General features: G+C 49.0%; 17 protein-coding genes. 12 read left to right on the forward strand and 5 right to left on the reverse strand.

The genetic code is table 11. The features are described from left to right. Nucleotides 1–232: 232 nt before the first annotated feature. From MKX64_RS22395 to MKX64_RS22410, 4 genes are all read left to right on the forward strand, one after another. Complete coding sequence (locus MKX64_RS22395; protein WP_341037471.1) at nucleotides 233–4,156, forward strand: invasin domain 3-containing protein; 3,924 nt, start codon at nucleotides 233–235, stop codon at nucleotides 4,154–4,156. Between the two features lie 75 nt (nucleotides 4,157–4,231). Beyond that, nucleotides 4,232–5,245 carry an S-layer homology domain-containing protein gene (locus MKX64_RS22400; RefSeq protein ID WP_341037472.1) on the forward strand — a complete coding sequence of 338 codons (1,014 nt, stop codon included), beginning with the start codon at nucleotides 4,232–4,234 and terminating at the stop codon, nucleotides 5,243–5,245. Between the two features lie 142 nt (nucleotides 5,246–5,387). Further along, entirely contained in the window at nucleotides 5,388–7,418 is a 2,031-nt protein-coding gene (locus MKX64_RS22405) for a hypothetical protein (RefSeq protein WP_341037473.1), read from the forward strand. A 97-nt stretch (nucleotides 7,419–7,515) separates the two neighbouring features. Beyond that, complete coding sequence (locus tag MKX64_RS22410; RefSeq protein ID WP_095397162.1) at nucleotides 7,516–8,016, forward strand: cupin domain-containing protein; 501 nt, start codon at nucleotides 7,516–7,518, stop codon at nucleotides 8,014–8,016. Nucleotides 8,017–8,129: 113 nt separating this feature from the next. On the opposite strand, the gene MKX64_RS22415 is transcribed toward MKX64_RS22410, so the two are convergent. The 4 genes from MKX64_RS22415 to MKX64_RS22430 form a co-directional block, all read right to left on the reverse strand. Next, entirely contained in the window at nucleotides 8,130–9,059 is a 930-nt protein-coding gene (locus MKX64_RS22415; protein WP_341037474.1) for a copper amine oxidase N-terminal domain-containing protein, read from the reverse strand. Between the two features lie 251 nt (nucleotides 9,060–9,310). Beyond that, entirely contained in the window at nucleotides 9,311–10,573 is a 1,263-nt protein-coding gene (locus MKX64_RS22420) for an ABC transporter substrate-binding protein (RefSeq protein ID WP_255222920.1), read from the reverse strand. Between the two features lie 37 nt (nucleotides 10,574–10,610). Continuing rightward, nucleotides 10,611–11,450, reverse strand: coding sequence for a carbohydrate ABC transporter permease (locus tag MKX64_RS22425; protein ID WP_095397159.1), 840 nt, complete (start codon nucleotides 11,448–11,450; stop codon nucleotides 10,611–10,613). Next, nucleotides 11,450–12,331 (reverse strand): carbohydrate ABC transporter permease, encoded by an 882-nt coding sequence (locus tag MKX64_RS22430; RefSeq protein ID WP_095397158.1) that lies wholly within the window; start codon nucleotides 12,329–12,331, stop codon nucleotides 11,450–11,452. The genes MKX64_RS22425 and MKX64_RS22430 overlap by 1 nt, the downstream gene beginning before the upstream one ends. A gap of 234 nt (nucleotides 12,332–12,565) precedes the next feature. Between MKX64_RS22430 and MKX64_RS22435 the strand changes: the two genes are divergently transcribed. The 5 genes from MKX64_RS22435 (at nucleotide 12,566) to MKX64_RS22455 (ending at nucleotide 19,465) form a co-directional block, all read left to right on the forward strand. Then, complete coding sequence (locus MKX64_RS22435; RefSeq protein WP_155618718.1) at nucleotides 12,566–12,925, forward strand: GIY-YIG nuclease family protein; 360 nt, start codon at nucleotides 12,566–12,568, stop codon at nucleotides 12,923–12,925. A 564-nt stretch (nucleotides 12,926–13,489) separates the two neighbouring features. Then, nucleotides 13,490–13,921 (forward strand): hypothetical protein, encoded by a 432-nt coding sequence (locus tag MKX64_RS22440; RefSeq protein WP_095397156.1) that lies wholly within the window; start codon nucleotides 13,490–13,492, stop codon nucleotides 13,919–13,921. Nucleotides 13,922–14,162: 241 nt separating this feature from the next. Then, the gene (locus MKX64_RS22445; RefSeq protein ID WP_155618717.1) at nucleotides 14,163–15,455 is read left to right on the forward strand and encodes a hypothetical protein; all 1,293 of its coding nucleotides are present in this window, start codon (nucleotides 14,163–14,165) and stop codon (nucleotides 15,453–15,455) included. Between the two features lie 59 nt (nucleotides 15,456–15,514). Further along, on the forward strand, nucleotides 15,515–18,784 hold the full coding sequence (locus tag MKX64_RS22450; protein WP_341037480.1) for a hypothetical protein: 3,270 nt from the start codon (nucleotides 15,515–15,517) through the stop codon (nucleotides 18,782–18,784). Between the two features lie 72 nt (nucleotides 18,785–18,856). Next, nucleotides 18,857–19,465 carry a WxL domain-containing protein gene (locus tag MKX64_RS22455; protein WP_341037481.1) on the forward strand — a complete coding sequence of 203 codons (609 nt, stop codon included), beginning with the start codon at nucleotides 18,857–18,859 and terminating at the stop codon, nucleotides 19,463–19,465. Nucleotides 19,466–19,501: 36 nt separating this feature from the next. Here MKX64_RS22455 and MKX64_RS22460 read toward each other — a convergent pair whose 3' ends face one another. Beyond that, complete coding sequence (locus MKX64_RS22460; RefSeq protein WP_341037482.1) at nucleotides 19,502–20,353, reverse strand: SDR family NAD(P)-dependent oxidoreductase; 852 nt, start codon at nucleotides 20,351–20,353, stop codon at nucleotides 19,502–19,504. 178 nt (nucleotides 20,354–20,531) lie between these two features. Between MKX64_RS22460 and MKX64_RS22465 the strand changes: the two genes are divergently transcribed. The 3 genes from MKX64_RS22465 (at nucleotide 20,532) to MKX64_RS22475 (ending at nucleotide 24,186) form a co-directional block, all read left to right on the forward strand. Further along, complete coding sequence (locus MKX64_RS22465; RefSeq protein ID WP_095266153.1) at nucleotides 20,532–21,029, forward strand: MerR family transcriptional regulator; 498 nt, start codon at nucleotides 20,532–20,534, stop codon at nucleotides 21,027–21,029. A 466-nt stretch (nucleotides 21,030–21,495) separates the two neighbouring features. Next, nucleotides 21,496–22,212, forward strand: coding sequence for a class I SAM-dependent methyltransferase (locus MKX64_RS22470; protein ID WP_341037483.1), 717 nt, complete (start codon nucleotides 21,496–21,498; stop codon nucleotides 22,210–22,212). Between the two features lie 522 nt (nucleotides 22,213–22,734). Continuing rightward, a complete protein-coding gene (locus MKX64_RS22475) occupies nucleotides 22,735–24,186 on the forward strand; it encodes an Msr family ABC-F type ribosomal protection protein (RefSeq protein ID WP_095266155.1) in 1,452 nt (483 codons plus the stop codon). Nucleotides 24,187–24,328 lie beyond the last annotated feature (142 nt).

Below are 24,328 nucleotides of genomic sequence, written 5' to 3' on the forward strand. Positions count from 1 at the left end.
TATAGATAACTTGGACTCTATTAATGAAAGCCACGGCACAGGGATGCCAAACTTCCCGGAGCTGTGGCTTTGTTGTGTCATGGTTACATTACATCCGAAAGTTAACTTTAGTTAATTGTTGGCATGCTGCTTCTTTGATAGTATGTCGAATAGGATCGGAAGGTGTAAGTGTTCGAAACGCCTTTCAATCTCATTATAAGCCATAGCAATTATGATGAAGGGGAGGTTTTATTTGCGGTTTCTACGTAAATCACTCGCTGTCTTGCTTGCATTCTTGCTGGTAATGACGCATATCCCGATTCCGGGCGCGTTCGCAGCTTCCGGCTTTCCCACAGCAGTAAGAGACGTTGGGGCAGGAAACGGCCACTCTATGTTTATCGATGGGGACGGGAACGTATGGGCATTAGGAAATAATGAATTTGGGCAATTGGGGAATGGAACAACCCGGAATTCGTCTCGTCCTGTGCAAGTCGCGAAATCAGATGGAGCTCCATTAACCGGCGCCAGACAGGTTGCCGGCGGTTTCAATTTCTCGGTTGCACTGCTTGATGACGGGACGGTATGGTCCTGGGGTCAAGGAAGCTATGGCAGACTCGGAAACGGCGCGACGGATAATAAAAGCGCAGCCGAACAAGTCACTCAGGCAGACGGTACGCCATTACATCAGGTGCAAAGCATTGCGACAGGCAAGGCGCATACACTTGCTCTCAAAGAAGACGGGACCGTATGGGGCTGGGGAGAGAATGCCGGAGGTGTGTTAACCGATAACTCGATTAACGGAACCGTACAGCGCGCGGTGCAGCTCAAAGCTTCCAGCAGTTCTTATCTCACCAATGTAAAAGCCGTAGCCGCTGGTGAATATCACTCGATGGCTTTGAGGAATGACGGGACCGTATGGGCATGGGGAAACAACTTCTTTAATGGACTCGGTAATGGATCAGATACCGATTCGATCTATCCCGTTCAGGTGATCGATGTCACGAATCAACCCCTAACTGGCATCATCCAGATTGCTCATCACCGCCTTGGAGGCCTTGCTTTGAAAGCAGACGGGACCGTATGGAGCTGGGGCTATAATGAAAATTACAACTTAGGTGTTGGCACTGGCATGAGAACGAGCAGCAAGGCGGTGCAAGTGCTGCAAACCGGTTCGGTGCCGCTTACGGATGTCGCGCAGCTGGGCGGCGGTGATCGACTGAGCATGGTGATTAAGAAGGACGGTTCCGTCTGGTGGTGGGGGTTGCAGAACAACGGTTATTCTGTCGCCACTCGCTTCCTTGAAGATGGCGAACGGATTACAGGCGGAGACCTTCACAGCCTTATTGTCAAAAAGGACGGAACGCTCTGGGGCCATGGCTGGACCGTCAGCGGAGAACTGGGAATATCCTCTAGTTCTGTAAACAAGTATTACACTAACCCTGTACAGGTCTACCCGGCTACCTCACGAATGTACTCGAGCTCAAGCCTGCTTGATGCAGACGGCACCAGTAAAGCAAGAATCACAGTATCTCTCTATGATGGCAGCTACTTGTCCATCGGCAGGAGCGAGGGAACGGTCGAGCTTCATACTTCCCTCGGCGAGATCGGGCCCGTAACCGATCATGGAGACGGAAGGTATAGCGCCGATCTAACATCATCGAACACAGCGGGCACTGCGGTCATTACAGGAACCTTAAACGGATATCCCATACCGGTTGCTTTAAATGTCATTATGGTACCGCTGCCGCCTTCCATCGACCATTCCACGGTGACGGCTAGTCCCTCTTCCATAACCGCAGATGGACGAAGCACAGCCACGATTACGGTACAACTGAAGGATGCCAGCGGCACCGTGGTTAACGATAGACGACACGCAGTCCAGCTCGCAACGACAGCAGGAGCGCTTGGGAACGTACAATACGACGGAAATGGTACGTACATGGCGACATTAACTTCACCAACGACAGTAGGCCTGGCTGAGATTACAGCTTCCGTAAACGGTGCTGCGATCCGTCAAACGGCGACGGTTCAATACGTGGCTGGGTCTGCTTCGGCAGACATGTCAAGGATCGAGACTGGCGCCGGCAATATTGTTGTTGGTATGGGAAGCACGATGGTTACCGTCCATTTGAAAGATGCCTATGGCAATCCGCTGGAGACGGGCGGCGATACGGTCCAGCTTTATGCTTCCAGCGGAACCTTAGGGGCTGTTAGGGATCACGGCAATGGAACCTATACCAGCATGCTTAATGCAAGCACGACGGCCGGGACGTCAACGGTTCGTGCTGAAGTGAATGGGATGCCTCTGAATGATTCCGCTCAGGTTGTATTCGTACCTGGCAGGGCCTCGAGCCAAACTTCAGAACTGACCGCAGAGCTGGGAGAAATCACAGCGGACGGCAGCGACTCAACAATCATCCACTTGCAGATGAAGGATGCGTTTCATAATCTTCTGGACTCCGGAGGGAGCTATGTCGTGCTGAACACAACGGCTGGGGTGCTCAGCCCGGTGCAGGATCATCAGGATGGTACATATACAGCTGTTCTGACTGCGGGTACCAAGGTTGGTATCGCAGAAATAACCGGCAGTATGAATGGATTACCCCTCCTGAGCACTGTACAGGTTCAGCTGCTCCCGGGGCCTCCTGCAGCAAGTACGTCTACATTGTCGGTCGATCGTAGTATGGTATCTACGGATGACGGAATTGCAGAAGTGACGATACAGCTAAAGGATGCGTTCGGTAATGAATTGACAACCGATAGCGGAAGGATCCAGTTGGCCTCCACCCTCGGGACTCTTACCGAGCCTGTCTATACAGGTCATGGACGATATACGTCGCAGATTCGCTCGCGCCAAGCGGGCAAGGCTACCATTACTGCAACGATTAACGATACCAAGCTGGCTGCCGAAGCAGAGGTTGAATTCATTCCGGGTAAAGCTTCGCTCGCAGCTTCCACTATCGTTAGCGATCGGGAACGATTAACTGCAAATGGCACGGAGACGGCACAGATTACACTGCAGCTAAAGGACGACTCAGGCAATCCAATTGTCGACGAACAAGCATTGCCTGCAGTTGAGCTTAACAGCTCTTTAGGCAGCCTATCTGCCCCGGTCTATGAAGGAGAGGGCCGATTTACCGCCCGATTAACGTCAACCCAGACAGGTCTGGCAACAGTTACTGCCCGGATTGACGGTTCTCCTGTCTCTGCCAAAGCGTATGTAGAATGGTTGCCGGGTCAGCCGGACGTGAATGCATCGAGGCTGCTGGTTGACCAGACAGCGCTGCCTGCTAACGGGTCTTCCCATGCGCTCCTTACACTTCATGTGAGCGATGCATTCGGAAATCCTGCAAGCGGGACCGTTCAATTTATATCCTCGCTAGGAACGGTGACCGGAGTAACCTATGCGAGCCCGGGCCTTTATACGGCCGAGCTGCGCTCTACTGAAACAGGAATCGCGGATATTCAAGCCTGGATTGACGGCGAGGCCATACCAGGAAGCGTTCAAGTGGCCTTCAGCGACGGTATATGGTTGATGCCATCGGCCTATCGTGTGCAGATTGGAGAATCCGTGCGAACCGTTGTGGAGGTAACCTACGGCGATTCAGCATGGGACCGAACCGCCGAGTCTGATTTCCACTATGATCATGGTATGATCCAAGTTGCCCGAAGAGATGACGGTTACTGGTATATCACAGGCCTTCAAACCGGGACGACGGTGATTCAGGCGGTTTATCAGGCCGAGTCCGGCCCGATTGCAGCTTATGCCCCCGTCACGGTGTTTGCAGTGCCAACCAACCTGGTGCTAGATCCTTTGCGGTACACGGTAAAAGAAGGGGAGCATGCACAGATTGCGGTATTTGCCGAGTATTCCGACGGAACGAAGAGGGACGTAAGCCTGGAAGCCGACTATGTCCTGAAGGATAATAGCCTTGCTGCCATTGACGTGTCAGGACGTTTGCTTGGGCTTAAACCTGGAAGCACGGAGATCATCATAAGCTTTGAAGGCCTGCAGACTGTGGCTAAAGTGGAGATATTGCCTTCGCCATCTCCTATACCACCGCCGGCACCTAGAAATGATTCTCCTGCGTCTCTCCCGGCGGCTCCAATACCGGCTCCGGAACCTGCCCTGATGTTTGAACTGCAGCTGGATGGAAATGAACGCCAGCTTATTTGACTGAACGCGACGGACCTCAAGTCGGGGGAAATTGTCATTGACACGACGGAAGGGGAGCGGGAGTGGACGCTGCACATGAAGCGAACCACCCTGGATCAACTCCGGAAGATCGACGATGCCATGGTTGTGACATGGAACACACCGCTCGGAACGATGGTGCTGCCGATTGCAGAAATAGGGGATACATTGTCAGGCTCTTCGGACGAGATTATCTTATCCATTCGGGCAGCGAGCGACAAGGATCAATCCAAGGTGGAGAGCATGGCTTTCAGGCTGGGTGCGACCTTACAAGGGAGAGCTTTCTCTCTGTCGATGGCAACCGTGGGCAAAGGGGGGAACACCGAGCAGCTTGTCCCAGTCCAGGCACTCGTACAGTTTCGACCAAGCGGGATCAGTGGCTCCAATCACCAGGTGACAGTCGCTACGGTGAACGAGGCAACCGATGAGTTCATTTATGCATTTACACATCTCTTCGAGCCTGGTTCAAAGGAGCTTACTCTAAGGACCGTTCCATTATATGCATTGCTGGAGATGACCCCGTCTTTTGTGGATATGCGCGGACATTGGGCCGAAGGCGCGGCAGAACAGCTGGCGAGCAGGCTTATTGTACAGGGTACCGGTCAAGGTAAGTATGAACCGGCCCGTCCAGTCACTCGGGCGGAGCTAGCCAGCATGTTGGTGAGAATGTTTGGCTGGACGGAGAAGGGAACCTCTGAGCCATTCAGCGACGTAGCTAGTCAATGGTATTCCAAGCAGGTGCACTCCGCTTATGAGGCCGGCTGGATTCAAGGCTACGCGGACGGGACATTTCGTCCAGATGCTCATGTCATACGTCAGGAGCTGTTCGTGATGTTGGCTCGCGCACTCCAGTCTGCGGGTTATGAAGCGAACGAGAAGGAGATGCATAACCCTTATGCGGATCAGTCATCGATCGCGGCCTGGGCCGAGCGTGCAATCGACCAGCTTAGAAATGCGGGCCTCCTGGCCGGAACACCGGATAACAAGCTGGAGCCTGCGCGTTATGCGACGCGGGCGGAGCTAGCTGTCTTGCTGGCGCGAGTCACGGGTGTCATGGAGACAGATCAATAGTTTATACATCAGCAGGCATGCATGCCTGCTGATTTTTTTTACGCCAAGAGAACAGGAATGTTAACTAAAGATAGATTCGCGCAAATCCAGATTTTATTAAAATGAAAGGGTTACTATAAATGAATGGTTAAAGAAAGGTGAAATGATGTCCAATACATATGCCAACCACCGGATCCCCGAGGCGAGTCTGCAGTTCACAGGCGTTAACGGGACCTATTTTAACGAAAGTGCGTTCTTTTTTTACCACAAGCGTTCTTCAAGCAATAACCGAGATCAAATCCTCTATACCCGAGTCCGGCTGAAGCCGCAGAAGGATAAGGAAGTGCTGGAATGTCTGGAGGCGAACGGGATTGCTTACGACAAGCTCGGCTATAACGTCAACGGACACCGTGAGATATCGAATCTTGCGAGCGTCGTGCATCTGGGGATTCTGTATGTCTTCTGGACGGAGGACGGACATATCCATTATGTTACATCAACAGACGGCAAGGCTTGGTCACCTTCGGTACAGGTTCCGTATTCCTTTATTCGGCGAACCCAGTTCGCAGCCCTTTCGGTTCATGGCCGTTTGATTCTACTCGGTGCCCATCATGCGAATTCGGAGAATCGAATCGGCATCGTATATCAGGACGATAACGGCGTGTGGCGGATCGATGCGAACACCGCCTGGAAAAACGTAAAGCACGTATGTGCATGCGCATACGCTCATCCCGGCGGTTACTTTGATATCATGGTCGGCGTGGTGACCACGCATGCCAATCTGTGGACCGCGATCTTTCGCTCTGATATCGGTGTAAATCCCGGTACAGGCAGCGGTTTAAGACAAATTGCAGACAAACATCACGAGGAGCAGGACGGACGCGTTGACTTTCTCGCGATCGAGGCGGGGACGGTAGAGGACGGTGTGCAGGATCCTTCGGTACAGCTGTTCATCAATGGATGGCATCGTCCACACAGCTGGGCCGGGTACAAAAATAACCAGATGAAAACATATAACATCCTTACCGGCGAATGGAGCAAAGTTTTCACAAGAACGCATGGACACACCAAGTATCCAACATGGGTCTATATGGGGGCGTTTCAATACTTTGTTCCGATCGGAACAAACGGAGAGATGCGGCAAGAAATCTGGCTGTATATGAACTATAATGATGAAAACTTCGTGAAACAAGGGGGAAGCAATCTCGTTCTGTGCCGCTACAAGTCGGATGTTATGAGATTCGTGAATCGAGAAGAAGAGAAGGTCAAGGATGATTTTCGAGCCCTTGTCGGAGTTATTGAAGGAGCACCTCCATACGTGACCAATGGAAGTACGAGGAGTGAATACGGTTCTACCTTCTATTATGGGCGTTCATCCACGGAGCAGATTGCCATCTCCACCCGTTTTCAGATGGGCTCGTACATGCAAGCAGGCCCCAGTCTCCCAGTCGGAGCGGAGGCTTCAGTGAAGTTTTCTGCTCAGCAAGCTGACCACAGCTCGGAGATCTCTGAAATTACGCGGCACATTGACAAGACGATCGTTCCCATTCCGGGAGAGAATTCCGTCACTTACGTATATCTGACACCGCATATTGTTCGAACGACATACGAGCTGTATGACTGGAAGATGCAAAAGCCTTTCGGGGTTCGCACTTATGTTTTTCATACATCCAAAGCAGATATCGACTTTGATGTGCTTCCGATCCTCCATACCTATGTGAACCAGCCGAACACCCATGACTATACCACGTTCTTGCAGCGATTCCCGTCCGTACCTCATTATGCGGATGTGAAGCAAAGTCTTGCTCTGGATGTCAGCTGGGTTCCCGGCGAAACCTCGGCCTTCTTCGAGAAGAAGACATCATCCGTGAACATTACCAGCAGTACCGTGTCCGGAGAAATTACGGCCGGCTACTCGGGTATATTAAGCATGGGGGGGAACACCAGCTTTGAGTATGAATTGTCCCATAGCTCGGAAGTTGCTGAGAAAATAGGGGTGAAGCTCGATTATCCTTATCCTCGTGCCGGTCATCCGGGTGATGTCCGAAAACTGATTCTCCGCATGCTGATGCTGGTGCCAGATGCAGAACAGATCGATTCCTGTTACTGGATTCCGAAGGATAAGCAGAATCAGCGCCCTTGGTGCGTGGCTTGGTCCATTCAAGAGGTGAAGCTCCAAGAATCTTCCGATTGAGGCCAGGAGTGACCTTTTTCATTCGGTAGGTTTAATCTAGCTTGGGTTCGGGTACTGGACTACAAGTACATCATTCCTATGAGAGGAGAGGGTACATGTGGATATACAAATCAGATCATTCTTCATACAGGATGATGGAGAGGTTCCGAACAACCCGGACTTGCCGGTGGTGGTCTATCCAGGAGTATTCGCTGAACGTCCTGACGGTCTGGAGCCGGCCTTCAGCCGCCATCAATGGACTGGAAGCTGGACGGGTGGCATCTACGACTACCACCATTACCATAGCAATACCCACGAGGTCCTTGGTGTTCAGTCTGGCAATGCGACCGTTCTGGTCGGCGGTGACGCCGGAGAGCGGCTTGATCTTCAAGTCGGTGACGTAATCGTGCTGCCTGCAGGCACAGCGCATATGCTGATTGAGGCAAGCCCTGATTTTGCCGTTGTTGGCGCTTATCCGAATGGCACGACACCAAACATGAGAGAACGGAATCCGACCGATCGGACGCAGTCGATCACGGAGATTCGCAGCGTGCCGGTTCCAAGCATGGACCCGGTGTTCGGAGAGGATGGGCCGTTGCTGCATAAATGGGTGAAATGAAGCAGGTGGGAGTAGGAGATGCAGATGGGCCGGATAACGGAATGTGAGATCGAGCGGTGAGATTTTCTTGAAGAAAGGGGCAGTCCCTATTGCGGACTGCCCCTGTTAATTTTTTAATATGCTGAATAATACATAGGATACAATTCGCCATCAAAATCAATGAAATAACTTTCTGCCTCTCCTGAATCCGCGGAAAACGCTGAATAGAAGCTTGGTTTCAGAATTTGGTAATTCCCATTACTTAAAGGTTCGATGTTATCAATACCAAAGGTTGATGTATAGAAAGGAGATTCAAACTCTAGGTATAAAAGAAGATTGACATCGTATGATGACCCGTATCTAGCTTGAAGATCTTTTGCGATAGGTTTGGTCAGTTTATAAATATAGGAGTCGTCCAATGCATTGTCCAATAGGATCATATAATCAACAAAATCAAAGAAAATACCTACGAGTATGGTTTCGTTTTGAACAACCGAAGTATAATATACATCATATAAATCGCGACCCGATCCTAAGGCTCCGTAATTTTGGTCCAGATAATTTCTAACCTGTACGGATGTAGGGGCAGATTTGGTTGTTTGTGCTGCAGGCTGCGAAATGGATCTACCATTCCCACTAAAGACTTCAATAACATTACCATTGTTTCTAATACTTAATGAAGCACCTGTGGATTCGCTGATAAATCTAAGTGGAACGAATACTTTCCCCGCTACAACGGTAGGTGCAACCTGAAGATTAACAGGAGAGCCGTTGACATAAGCCGTCTTGTTTCCAACATTAAGAATAATTCTCGTACTGCCTTTGGTTGCAACAACTTGCTTTTTTTCTTGATTCCAGGTGGAGGTGATGCCCAGCTTCTTAAATACAGGCGTGAATTGGACTAGTGTAGTTCCGTCAACAATAATAGGGTTTAGATCGAAAATAACCCTCTGTCCATCCACGACCACTTGCTTACTTACGGGTGCTGCGTTTACACTTGGCAAAACACTGGGGGAAATGAGTGTTAGCAGCAGCGTCGTGATAATTGCTACCTTTTTTTTCATTTATTTACTCTCCTTTTGAGTAGAATCTAGTCAGTAAGGTCTATCTACTATATATGTATACAAGACTCTTTACCTAGTATTATTTTACTATTTGGTGTAAAGGTTTTACAGGAAAATTTGCCCATACGTCGAAAATCCTCTAATTTCAACCAACTTGGTTTTGATCATCTTCGGAAAAGGTTCCGGGACGATTCGTCCTGGGAAAATGCTAAAACGTCTCCCAAGCCGTAGCTCGGAAGACGTTCGAGGTGTTACTGGAAACTCAGGTTATCCCAGTTGCGTTGAAACTGCTCCAGCATTTCTTCACGCGTCAAACTGCCACCGATATAGCCCTGAATGCTGCTGTACATTTCCTGTGGCATGCCGTTCGGCAGCCGGGTCCAGTTCCAGCTCAGTGTTTTGCCTGCATCGGCATATTTCAGCACTTCGACCCCGAGCTGGCCGAGACCTTCTTCGGTGCCCTCAATGCTGTCCAGCGCAGGTATAAACTTAAACTCGCTCGTAATATATCGTTTTCCCATTTCCGAGGTGACCATCCAGTTCAGGAATGTTTTTGCCTCTTCCTTGACCTTGGAGTTTTTGTTAACCACCCAGTTGCCGGGAACTCCGGCATAGATCATGCCTCGGTTCGTATCGGAATCGTGAATCGGCATCGGCAGAATGCCCAGATTCAGATCCGGATCGATACCATCAATCTGCACCTGCGTCCAGTTGCCCTGCTGCATCATGGCCGCTTGTCCGGTAGCGAAGGTGGACACCTGACTGCTGTAGTCCATGGAGAGCGGATTCGGGTTGCCATATTCAAGCGTTAGATCCAGAAGATCGATCCATTGCTGGAATATTTCGTTGCCCATGAAGGTGGCTGTTCCTTCCGTTAACTCGGCAATAAACTGTTCCGGATCCGGCTGCTGGGCAAAAGCCACGTTGGCAAAATGATTCCCGAGCACAAACCATGCCTGATAGCCATTGGCAAATGGCGTAATGCCTGCGGCCTGCAGCTTCTCACAAGCCTCCCGCAGCTCGCTGAGCGTCTGCGGCTCCTCGGTTATGCCAGCCTGCTCGAACAGATCCTTGTTATAGATAAAGCCGTAGCCTTCCAGGTTCATCGGCATGCCGTACAGCTTCCCATCCACCGTCATCTGATCCAGCGCGACTTCCTTCACATCAGCGACCCAAGGCTGATCCGACAGGTCTTCCAGATACTCCAGCCACATATCCCGCTCATGATCCCCGCCAAGCGTGAACAGGTCAGGCTGATCGCCGGAGGAGAATTTCGCTCTCAGGGAAGCGCCGTAGTCGCTTCCGCCTCCGACCGTCTGGATATTCAAGCGGATGTTCGGATGCTCCCGCTCGAATTCTGCTTTCAGCTCATCCAGCTGCTGTGAAATTTCGGCTTTGAACTGAAAGACGTCCACCGTAACGACACCGGCCGTTCCGCTGCTCTGGCTGCAGCCTCCCGCAACGACGATGAGCAGGGGGAGCAGCACCAGCAGCGCTCTTTTCCATCTATTCATGAATGTCATCCTCCCTTACGAAAGTAGCTGTCGTTGATTAACCTTTGACCGAGCCCTGCACAATCCCTTCGATAATGTATCTCTGCATGGCCAGGAAGAAGATTACGATCGGCGTTATTCCCATCACAAGGGCGGGCAGCGCCAAATCCCACTGCTTCGTATATTCACCGAAGAACATATACGTTGCGATTGGAATGGTTCTGAGCTGCGGATCATGAAGAATGAGGGAAGGCATCAGATAATCGTTCCAGATCCAGAGTGTGTTCAGAATAATGACAGTCACAATAATCGGCTGCATCAAGGGCAGCACTACCCGGAAAAAGATGCCGTTCGGGCTGCTTCCATCGACCGTAGCGGCTTCCTCAATATCGATCGGCACGGATTTGACGAATCCATGCAGCAGAAACACGGTGAGCGGCGCGCCAAACCCGAGGTAAGCGACAATGAGGCCAATCCGGGTATTCATCAGTCCGATGCCGCTGATGACTTGCACGAGCGGGATCATGATCGCCTGAAACGGAATGACCATCGCCGCGACGAAGGCAACGAACAGCACGCGGTTGAACAGATTGTCGTTGCGAACCATTTTATAGGCACACATGGCACAGAGCAGAGCAAGAAGAACGTTGCTGACCACGGTAATGACAAGCGAGTTCATAAAAACATAAGAGAAGTTCGTGGCATGCCAGGCCTGCGTATAGTTGTCCCCGTTGAAGGAGCCAGGGAACGATGCGGAATTGGACAGTATCTCGCCATAGCCCTTGAATGAATTGCCGACCAGGAAATAGAAGGGCACAAGGAACAGAATCGCGAGCAGGATGACGACGATTTGCGTCACAATCCGTGAGCCATTGCGTTTACGCGCGGTAAAATCCATCACATTTCAACCTCCTTTTTCTTCGTTGCTCGAACTTGTAGAAGAGAAATAATAGCAACGATAATAAAGAAGATCATCGCTTTGGCGGAACCGAGCCCGAACCGGCTGATCGTAAACGCTTCCTCATAAATGTTAAGCGATACGGTCTGCGTGGACTTGAACGGGCCGCCTTCCGTCAGAGACAGGTTCAGGTCAAACAGCTTGAAGGACCAGGAGATGGTGAGAAAAAGACATACGGTAACCGCGGGCATAATGAGTGGAATAATGACCTTTCGCAGCAATTGGGATCGGCCTGCACCATCCACCTTGGCCGCTTCAATGAGTGAGGACGGGACGTTGTTGATCGCGGAAATGTAAATCACCATCAAATAGCCGGCATTCTGCCACACAAACACGATGACGATTGCCCAGAAGGCTGTCGTGCCCGTTCCGAGCCAGGGAAGGGTGAAGAAGGACCACCCCGTCAGCTCCCCGATAGAAGAGAAACCCTGGACAAAAATAAACTGCCAGATAAATCCGAGCAGCAGTCCCCCGATGACGTGAGGAATAAAGAACACCGCCCGAAGGGTGTTGCGGGCAAACAGCCTGCGAGTCAGAATATAGGCAAGCGCAAAGCCAAGCAGATTGGTCAGTAGAAGCGCAACAACCGTAAATTTGGCTGTAAACCAGAATGCGTTCAGGAAGGAATAGTCGCGGGTGAAGATATGTACGTAGTTTTGGATTCCGTTCCAACCCACATGACTGGATATTCCGTTCCAGCTGGTGAATGAATAATAGATCCCCAGAAAGAAGGGAACCAGCACCATACATAGAAAAAACAGGGCAGTAGGTCCGACGTAGAGATACTGCTGCAGTAATTGAGATCTTTTGTTTCGGATCATCGTTTCCTCTCCCTTCATGAAATAAGCTAACAACCTTAAATAAACCGGGTATAAATTGTTTGAATCTCCAGCTACCATAATATGGTTGTCCTTCAGATAGAGGTATCCAAACTGTGGAGCGGGAGAATTGTTGACCTATTCGTGGGTTGACGAACGGTAAAATCCAGGATAAAGTGAATCTTATATTTAGTAATTTAGTAATTTAGTAAATTCATGAGGGTGAGGAGAGTATCCATGGATAAAGATAAGCGGAAGCAGCTTCTTGAGGAATACAAGCAGATCAAGATTTATATGGGAGTCATCCAAATCAAGAATAAAATCAACGGCAAAATCTACATCGACAGCTATCCCAATTTGAAGAACAAATGGTTCACCTTGCGAATGCAGCTGGATATGGGCAGATTTGCGAATGCACAGCTTCAGGAGGACTGGAATGAACTCGGGGGCGATGCGTTTGAATACGAGGTGTTGGAGCAGAAAGAAATCGACGAAGTGACCGATATACGTTGGGAAAGAAAGCAAATGCTAAAGCCGTGGCTAGAGCAGTTGCAGCCTTATGGGGATCGCGGTTACAATAAGCCCCAGGTGAAATGAAGCAGACCAATGACTGAGCAGCCATTTTCTAAACCTTAATGAAGGGTTGGACCAATGTGGTTAAAATCGTATCGTATGTTTCCAGAAGAAATTTAGATGAATTTGACATGTCCCCGGGAAACCACAAGGATAATTTTGTCTCCATCCACGATCCATTATCAAAGGAAACCGCGAATGAACAGCTTTTATTTCGTTCAGTCAACAGCTATTCAGAATGGACAGCATTCATCGCCTAAAATCCTTAATGGCTGAATTAACGACATTGGCCCAGCCCGATGGTCACTAACTTGACGTACATCCATATGGCGAACTTCTATAATAAGGCATGGCACAAGCATTTTCTGCATATAGGGATATAATGGAGAATGTGGTTGATGAAGAGAACCCAGTAAGCGATAATATGGATATAACACTTCATGAGGTATGGCTGTCTGGATATTGTGCAACAGAAGTGGCTGGCGAGAGGTGAGGCCGCACATCCAAGAGGCCAGCACAGTTCATGAAAAAATAAAGGAGATGTGGGGGAGCTCGTAAATAGCGGGCTAGGCCTCACGATGTCTAACCATGACGATGAAATTGCTGTTAGCCGTGCTGTTAAGCGTCCCGTTTACCATCATTAATTTTAACGCTTACTTAAAAGGCAATGCTCCCTCTGCCGTTCACGTCCTAAGTACCGGGCTGTTTCTGCTTGTATGGTTGGCATGGGCGTTCTATACCAGTCAACAGGACAGAAAGCCTTCTCTATTTATCAGATTCAGCTCTGTATACGGCCTTATCTCGATCATTGGTGTATTCCTCATGTATTTCGTCGAAGCCTGGATCATTGCAGTGCCTGTAGGGATTATTATTCTAGGCCCAGTATATGGACTGAGACATTTCATGCCGACGCTGCCGTATGAAGCATTCGGCTACGCTTGTGTCCTTATCGTGTATGCGGCCAGCCTGATCGGTGCCTTTATTGGCGAGCTTTCTAGTAAAAGGTCGGCAAAAGCGTAAAGGGAAGGATTTTCACGAAGTTACGGAGCACTAAGGTACTCAGAAGCTTGTTGAAAAACAGTCGTTCTATGAAAATTAAACTCTTGGAATGAATGGAAATATGTTGTATCATAAGCTTAATTACATACGGAATAGAGGAAGCACCTCTGGCATGGGCCTATCGCCTGTGTCGGGGGTGCTTTTTTTGTTGTCCATGGATGGATTGCTTATGAATACTGAACTTAGTCGAGAGGTGAATGGAATGAAATCCAAATCTTTGTTACTTACATGTGGGTTAACGGTGCTGTTTATGCTGTGGCTTCTTTCACTGATAAGCTCGCCATCTTATGCAAGCCAGGCTGCAATTCCGGAGCAGGCTCCGAAGGCATCGTTCTGGTTTGCACCCAGCGCCAAGGAAGCCCGGAACGGACTTGGTTATTACCGTGAAGACGTTATGCCCGGGGAAACCAAGGATTACAAATTCTATGTTAAAAATCTGGAGAATACTGAGCTCAGCTTGAAAATATACGCCACTGATCCGATCCCGCTTCAAAACGGCGGCAAGGATTTCAAGTCGTATAATGCGGGGGTGACCCATGCTGGAGCCTGGTTGCATCCTCAGGGCCCCAAGGACATTACCCTTGGCCCGAATGAGATGCGAGAGTATACATACATAGCATCCATTCCCGATGACCTGGAGCCCGGACAGCATATTGCCGTTGTCGCGGTGTCGGAATATAACGAGTTTCAGGGACCAGCCGTTGAGACCAACATGGTAAACACAACAGTCGCACCGGATATTGAGAACCAAAGCGGACTATGGATTGTCATGGACTACGAACTCGAGAAGGCCCGGCACGGATTGGCGATTCATTCCTTCAAGCATGATTATATTGCATCGGGGGAATCGCGGTTCACAGTGTCTCTGGAGAATACGGGCACGATTTTGGAGCAGCCCACCGGTTATCTGGAGATACGCGACACTTCAAAAAATATCATATACCGCAATGATTATGAAGCCGGTTCGATCTATTACGGAACCACAGCCAGCATGGTCAGCATCGCCAGGGGCAAGCTCCTGATGCCTGGGGAGTATGAAGCCTACTTTGAGGCGAATTATGCGGGTCAAAAAGCGTGGAGGATGTTTAAGTTTACCGTTACTCCAGAGGCAAAGAATGAAGCACAGGCATTAATGGAGTATGCGGGGAAAATCGAAGTCGACGGCGGGATTCCAGATTGGTTGAGATCTGTTCTTATTGCTGGCGTCATCCTGATATCCATTCTTGTACTCCTGTTGTTATGGTTACTGGTCAAACGGAAGAAGGGGGACCTTGAAGAACGGATCAGCAGATATATGAACAAAGGCTATTCCTTTGAAAGGACCAGGAGAAAAGTACAGCTTGATCGTACAACATTCACCCTCTATGTGGTGAAGCTTGGATACATAGCGGAAGGGGAAGAGCCGAAATGGAATCAGACGCTTAATACAAGTCAGGCAATGGAGCTATCCCACAACCTGAAAGGGGATGATGACAATGTAATGAAAGGAGCTTAACGAATGAAAAAACATTGGGGTTTCGAAAGTACATTTAAATGAAATTGGAGGTTGGGTTCATGGTTCAACGACAAAGGCGATCATCCTTTCAACGGACACTTTCCGTTGTGCTAGCTGCGGTATTATTCGCTCCTGCGCTTCTGCTCCAGGGTACGAATACAGCTCAGGGAGCTGGTTATGGGAATATTGATGGTACAACCTATGAGTACGATCAAATTTCCAAAGGTACTCAGACACAAATTCATTTAAGCGATGGAAGAACGATTGGGGTCAATACCGGGAGTAATCTGCCCGTCGATTCAAAATTCATTACACATGACCATAATGCCAAACGAATCTTTACAGCTGGCGCACACAATGGTTTTACAACGAACATGCAGATCAAGCTGATGAACAATGGAGACCTATTGATTCGTACAAATAATAACCCTTTAACACTCCGCGATACGAACGTCGTTGACTTTGCATACTTGGATGGTCGTGGGGAACATACGAGCATGCAATTGCAAACGATGAGTTGGTTTTCGTTAAAAGCGGATGGCAGCGTATATGCCTTTGGTGGGGGAACCAACGGACAGCTAGGTACCGGCACAAAGTCAGATAAAACCGCCCCGACCGAGGTGATTAACCCGGATACGGACACTCCATTGACGGGTGTAAGGAAATTTATTCAACTCAATTATAACAATGTGCTTCTTGTCACGGATGGACAAGTATATAAGATCGGAAGAGCTTTTAATTCGGATTCCTTTCATGATGCTAAGCCGATTAACATAACTAGGATGTTTCCAGCGTTTACATCTGCGGATGATTTCGAAATGGGATACTTGCATAAGGATGTTGGCAGACATGCTTTGTGGCAGGATTATTCAGCGAACCAAACTATCCAACCCTTATTGGACATGCGATATTTTAAAATTAACGGCTCCTACTATACGTTAACTGACTCTGCTCAACCGGCACCTTATATGACAAAATTGGGCAGATACGGTTACGACGAACTTCGCTCAACACAGCTATACCCGCTTCCAGTCTCCAACGCAGAAAATGTAACCAGAGCGTTAACTGATTTTAAAGCTATAGGGAATGCGTCTCTTTCAACAAGATTAGATAACACGTTCTTCGAATTGCAGTCTAATGGGGACCTTGTGTCATGGGGGATTCCAATTGGAAATATGGGGTATAGTTCCGGAAACTATAACGCGAGCAAAACTTTAATTGCTTCTAGTGTTGTCAAATACTTAGTTGCACCGCATACTTCTTCATCGGTCGTCATTATTTTGCAGGACAACGGCAGGGTATACGCATTGGGTAGCAACGGGAATGATCCAGCCAACTTGGGCACGGGGAATATCGGTCCCTTAACCGGAATTCGAGGGAAGCTTACGGTTCCTACTCCAATCGAAGGAACAGACAATGAAGTCAAAGATATAGTCGACATTGCTGCTTCTTACAACCATTTATATGCGCTACGTGACAATGGTGAGGTCTATGTTATTTCGAATACACAATACGGCAAAATAAACAATGTACGTTATGTCGGGCTGCTGGAAGTTCCTCCAACATATACGGGGACTGATGCTAGAAATGAAGTATACGGAATCGGAGAAGATGGTAATTTGTATTACTTCCAAGGATCCAGCCCGGTTATGCAGAATGGAGTAACTGGCATCTACCCGTCCGGCTATACGCCTGTGCCAGCAATGATAGACAAGCCTATAGAGTCCCTCTCTTACGATAAATTCGAGAATTCTGTCGTCACCCTGGATTACCCAGCTTCAGCAACGATAAAAGAGTATTCTATGGACAACGGCGTCACTTGGGTGAACTACACTCATCCGATTGTAGTCACTTCCGTCGGATCTGTGACGATTCATGCACGAGCAGGTTTAGATACCGGCACCAATATCATCTTCAGTGATCCACTCATTATGAACATCAGCAATGATCCAATCGAGATTCCGGTGGGTTACCCTAAATTGCTTGAGCAAGATGGGGTTGTGACCGTTGATACCGGAGCGATTGATTTGAGCCGGGTACAAGTTCAAGTGGAGGTAAACGGCCGGGTATCCGACTACGTATCGCCGATCCAGTTAATGAATGGTAACCATACGGTTTCTGCAATCATTTTTAATGCCTTCGGAGCCGAGCTAGCAAGGGTCACTGATAACATCAATGTGTCACCGGCTACTCCAGGCGTGCTGACGGCACCTATTGGCCATCTGGGTGATGTCGATTCGAACGATCAGCGGTCCTTATCATTTAGCTTTAATCCAACCCAAGGGTTCCTCCAGCTCCAGCATGATCACGGCCTTTGGGTGGACGAGCCTGACATTTTCAACCATTATACGGGCTCATCGTCTGATCCCGACTCTACGGAGCGGAAGTACACCTTCATGATTCCTAACGTCATTGGTTCCGTATATAAAGCGCGTGTCACAGACGGGGTGAATGTCAGTGCCGAGACGACGCTTGTGGTCACCGGCGTAGTCTATGATCCTGCATTCCTTCGTGACGCGAACGATAAACTGGTGATTGATTTCTCCAATCTTCCAACAGGCAACTGGATGAAAGAATACTCTCTCGATCATGGCGGAAATTATCATGAATATGTTGGTCCGATTGACGTCGGGGCTCATCTTCCGATCAAAATCAGAGTCTTGGATCCGTCAACGGGATATATTCTGACAGACAAAGAATATATCACACCCGCCTTAAATGGCGCTAATCCGAATCCGAGTCCGGGTGTAGACCCAACCTGGGGAACCGAGGTAACGGCAGCGGATCAGGAAGCGATTCTAAACGTCATAGGCGGGGGGCTTTCTTCACAGTTTCATGGTTTGCTGCTGGACAACATCGAAATCCAGACCGTCCATGATTACCAGATGATCAACACTGTCACGAGTGCGCTGCTTGAAGATAGTACAGGCCAAGGTGATGGCTGGACGTATTCCTTGTCGATCACCGACTTTGTGAGTGATCCAGTTCTTGACACCGGCTTAAGCACCTCGGATCTCATAGTTAAGATTCCATCTTCGTCTCTGAGTGTGGATGTGAAATCTGCAAAAGTTCTTGCCGGTTCACCAGATCAAGTTGCTAGAACAGGGAATTATATTTTGGGTGCTCAAAAACAAGCCTTGGCACAAGCCGAACCATTCCAGGGAATGGGTTACTACGATATTCCTATGGATTTTACATTCCGCGTCCCTAGCTCGGTGGAAGTCGTCTCGGCAGGAGCGGGAAGTGCACATCAGGCAGGAGACAGAGTCGGTTTGAGAGTGGGCGTATACAGATCCCTGTTCACCTTCTCTTTGGCCAAAGGAATTTGATTGCAGGAGGGGAATGAGCGCATGCCCAACCTGCCTAACCATTCCTGAAAAAGAAACGATGGAGGAAATAATATGATAAGTCGGTATAAGAAGATGCTGCTTGGCACTATGAGCATGTCTGTATTGCTGCTTTCTCTGGGTACTTCCACCTTTGCAGCTGACGTGTCGGAACAAAAGCTGGAGGTTGTCGGCTCGGGGTTAAGGGCTTTTCAAACGCCTCTGAAATTTGATGACATACGCCTGGATGTCAAACAGGCTCAGTCATCACAAGCGGAGACAATGATGACGGTCGTTGATGGAAGAGGCACTGACGCTGGTTATACGGTCAGTATGAGCTCTACCGATTTTGAAATCGAGAAAGTAATCAATGGTGTCCTGGAAAAATTCTACATTCCCGCATCAGCGGTTGAGGTAACGACAGCGTATAAAGGGCCGGTAACCGGTGCTCCTATCCATTTTGGTTCAGGACAGGGGACGCTGGTGTCTCAACTTGTTCTCTCGAATGCATCGCAGGCCATTATACAAGCCAGACCGTCCTTCGGCGGAGGAACGCATCAGTTCGAGGTTCGTTATGATCTCAAATTGCCTCAAACGATTAGCAAGCAGGATGGCACGAAGGTTGGGGTATTACAAGGCTCTTATAAAGCACGCTTTACCTATAAAGCAACTTCCGGCATTTAATATTTCCCAAGGAGGGCGAGTTCGCCCTCTTTGTTTTTATGTCTGCAAATATTCGTGCTTGTAAATCGCATGCATTCTCTCCAAAATACGAGGCGCTTGATCGATATATTTCAACTCCATCATCCGATTGTTGGATATAAATACCCCCGTCTTATCCCGGTGTTGTCCAAGAGCGCCTTCATACAATTTGTCCGCACCATGGGCTGGAGGAGGAAAGAACAGCTTCATTAACATGTGGACCAGAACAGGCAGTCCGGACGTTTTCCCTTTTCGGATCGTATTGTTGCTCCCGGGATCGACGCTGCGAATCTTAATGTTATCCAGGGCAAGCTGAGGGGCAATGGCGTGTGTCCATAGCGAAAGCCCCAGCTTAGAACTGGCGTAAGGTCCGATCAGTTTGCGGAAGGTCCTGGGCTGCTCCAGAATTTCCAGACTAAACTTCTTCGTCATTCGAAGCGCTGCAGATGAGGTGTTAATGACCGTTTTCAAACGGCCGTGCTTTAGTAGATCCTTTAGCTCCATCAGAATGATATACGGTACTACCGTCATCAGTTCATAATGCTTCTCACGTCCTTGTGGTGAATAAGCCAGCTCCGGGAAGCTGCCGCCGGCATTATTGAACATAATATCAATCTGCTGCTCGCTGGTTTGAATGGTATGCAGTGTGGTTCTCAAGCTGGCGTAATCCGTAAGGTCTGTGACTTGATATAGACGAAGCTGTTTGCTCAAGAGCGCTTGCTGGATGAACGAGTCCTCAGGCGAAAAGGCTGAGCGGTTCAAGGCGGCCACCTGCCAGCCTTCGGACAGTAGTTTCTTCGTTAACGCCAAGCCGATCCCGGCGTTAGCTCCTGTAATCAGTGCGGTAAATCCTTGCTGGTGAGTGTTCATGGTCTCTTCTTCCTCCTAAAATCGGGACATTTCCCCGTGATTTCACACATTGTAGAACTTGGAGTCGACTCCAAGTCAAGAAGTGAAATGTAGTTCTCGCGGATAAGGGAGAAGAGAGTTGACTTAGAGCCAGCTCCAAGATATATTGCACATAACATAATTTTTAGGAGGGAATCGGATGGAGGCACAACAGGTATTTACGATCAAGCAAACGGCCGAGCTGACAGGCATCTCTGAGGATACGATTCGTTATTATGAAAAAATCTCCTTGCTCCCCCGAGCGGAGCGGAAAGAAAATGGACATCGCATCTATCGGCAGGAGGACATTGAGACGATCCAGCTGTTATCCTGTCTGAAGAAGACAGGGATGCCACTGGATGAGATGCGTCCATTCTTGGGGGTAGCCATCGATGCCGATCCCGGGGAGTTCCCGGAGTTGGTGGAACGTTTAAGGAACCATCGGGAGAATATCGTCAGCCAGATTGCCTCGCTGCAGCAGGTCGTCGATTTTATTGATATGAAGCTGGAAGAGGGACGGTATCGCCGAAATTGCTCGGATGGAAGCGGGAATGATGCAGCGTTGACGTCACCGTCAGCGGTGGAAGAACCGGTAGCTAAGCCTGTGTCCGCTGTTCAGATGACCTATTTTTCAGTACCGGCCAAGGCTGGGAAGTAAATGAGCATAGCTTATCCAAGTAGAGACCCCTTGCATTCAGATGATTCCCGAGATCTCTAGTGCTCTAATTCATAAAGATTCCCCCCTATTAAACCAAGTGGCGGCGAAAATATCGCATATATCCTACTTCTAAAGGGTAATGACTAACAGCAGAGTAATCGTATAATGATGAAGCGATAGAGGGGATGAATCGAATGAAACGGAGACTGTTACTGACAGGAGCAGCGGGTACGATTGGGAATGTCCTCTACAGGTATGAGGATCCCCTTCGTTCAGAGGGCCGAGGATTAGGCCCTGGGGCAGGCAGCAATAATGTGGTGAACACAAGCTGATGTGCGTGCGTAAAGCTGGCAGGCAGAGCGGCAGGTAGAATACATTTATAATTGATCATTCCTTTGACCTCACGGCATTCGGCTTTTATCATGGTTGTAATCATGAACGATGAGAAAGCGGGTGGACACCTCATATGATTCCGTTGGTATACGACCAGGTTAATCACTGGGGAAGAGACGATGAATTTTTCCTGGCCCTTCTAAAGAGCCTGGATGTGAAAAGGGTTGCAGACTTAGGCTGCGGCACAGGAAGATGGACGATGCATCTTGCTCGGGAAGGCTATGACATTACAGCTATTGACCCCAATCCGGAAGCGATAGAAGTGGCCAAAGCCAAGGACGATGCACACCATGTCACTTGGATTATTGGGGATAGCACGATATTGCAAACCAATGCTTATGATGCCGTTATCATGACAGCCAATGTTGCCCAGGTATTTCTGACCGACGAGAGCTGGGAGCAGACGATCTCGGATGTATACCGCTCCTTGAGAGCTGGGGGACATTATATATTTGATACACGAAACCCGTTAGCTAAGGCTTGGGAAGCGTGGGAGAAGGATGCGGCTCCTGATGCAGCCAAAGATATGGCAACCGGAGATCCGCTTGAAATTCATACGAAATATGAAGGGTTTGAGGGAGATATCTTCACTTTTTATGAAACCGTCAAACATGCAAGGACAGGCGAAGTGTTGATTCATGAAAAAATGCAGATCAGGTTCCGGAATCAGGAGGAGCTCACCGAGTCGCTAAAAAAGGCAGGTTTTACGCGAGTCACAACTTATGGCGATTGGGAGTTGAAACAAGCGACGCCTGAACACAAATCGTTTGTTTTTCATTGCATCAAATGAACGCTTGTACATGAATATTGAACGGATCAAGCTTCGAATCCCGGCAGGTATTGCCGTTTGCAATAATGGATTGGGAAAGCTTATCAATTGACAGCTGTCAAATGCCAATGTTAAGATACGGCTATTAAAGAAGAGGGGGATTGCAATCAATGGTTCACTCCATGCGTTTATGGTAAGTATGCGATAAAGAAGCGGATTTCCACTCAGGTGGGCTTTTTTTGAGCTGCTTATTTTTACGTATGAGGACATGGATTGCGACCCGGACGGCATATTTGCTGTGCTTTATTTCGCTCTGTTCTGGCACGTAACCCATGCAGATTCAAGCCCACATGTGGACTTGGATCTGCATTTTTTATTGCTTTCATGTTGGAATTGAAACGTCAAAGTCATTGATGTGAAAAGGAGGCATGACAATGCATAGGTTACACTGGTACTTCTTTATATAATCCTCCCTTTGTTAAATCGCAGGTCAACCTGCGAACGGAACGACGGAAACTGCGATTTTCGAAGGAGGAAAAATAAATGTTATTGTTAAAAGCAAAGGATCTTTATGTGGAATACTTGGGACGTACTGTGCTCGATATCGACCAGCTGGAGTTGTATGAATATGACCGAATCGGCCTGGTTGGTGCCAACGGAGCTGGAAAAAGCACGCTGCTCAAAACGTTACTCGGCAAAATGCCTCTGCAGCACGGCAAGATTGCAAGGGAAGGCACGTTCACTTATCTCCCCCAGTTGGATGAGGTAATCGTCCAAGATGTACAGGATTACGCTATCGTTGGCAAATTAGGCATTGACCGAGTGCAGGCCGAGACCATGAGCGGCGGGGAAGAGACACGATTGAAAATTGCACAGGCACTGTCGGGCGAAGCGCATGGCATCTTTGCCGACGAGCCGACATCTCATCTGGATCGCGAAGGCATCGACTTCCTCGTGAACCAGCTTAAACATTATTCCGGTGCGCTGCTCATCATCAGTCATGATCGTTATTTTCTCGACCAGGTTGTTGATAAGATCTGGGAGCTAAAAGACGGGAAGATCACGGAATATTGGGGAGGGTATACCGACTACTTGGTTCTGAAGGAAGAGGAACGACAAGCCCAGGTAGCCCAATATAATCAATACGTGGCAGAACGGGAGCGGCTGGAACAGGTTATGATCGAGAAGAAGAATCAGGCACGGAAGCTTGACCGTAAGGAATCGGGCAGAAAGAGCAGATCGGAAAGCGGCGGACGTCTCGGACATCAAAAATCCCAAGGCAGCAAGCAAAAAAAGCTTCATAACGCCGCCAAAAATACGAAACGGAGAATCGAAGCGCTTGGTGAAGTCACTCCGCCCGAGGCTGTGCGAAATGTCCAATTTCGACAGAATAAAGCGCTGGAGCTCCATCATCCATTTCCGATTACAGGGCACGACATCTGCAAGCGATTCGGGGATAAGGTGATCTTCGACCATGTATCCTTCCAATTCCCGCTAGGAGGCAAGATTGCGATCAAGGGCGCAAACGGCGCCGGCAAAACGACGTTGTTCAACATGATCCGCGATCGGGAAAGCGGTATTACGTTATCGCCAAAGGCGGAAATCGGCTATTTTGTCCAAACCGGTTACAAGTTCGATCGAAATCAGAACGTCATGGCATTCATGCAGGAAAACTGTGATTACCCGGTTTCCGACATTCGATCAGTTCTCGCCTCCATGGGGTTCACGCAGCAGGATGTTCGCAAAGAGCTGTCGGTATTAAGCGGTGGTGAAATTATCAAGCTCCAGCTGGCCAAATTGTTGCTTGGACGCTATAATATCCTGCTCATGGACGAACCGAGTAATTTTCTGGACATTCCAGCCGTGGAAGCGCTCGAGACGATGATGCGAAAATACACAGGCACGATCCTCTTTATCTCCCACGATGCCCGCCTGCTTGAGGGCGTCGCCGATCAGGTGTATGAAGTGAAGGATGGCGGGCTTGTTCGTGTGTAACCATTGTGAACTCAGATCCTAATCCGATGACCAATGTCGTGATGTGGGACGTTACGGTTACAGAGGCGAACACAGGACAACGGATCATCAACCGCATGAGGTCACGGTTTCAAGTGAGTGAGTAGAATCTAACCCTGCTCAA

The sequence above is a fragment of the Paenibacillus sp. FSL M8-0334 genome, assembly GCF_038000405.1.
Classification (GTDB): domain Bacteria; phylum Bacillota; class Bacilli; order Paenibacillales; family Paenibacillaceae; genus Paenibacillus_AQ; species Paenibacillus_AQ campinasensis.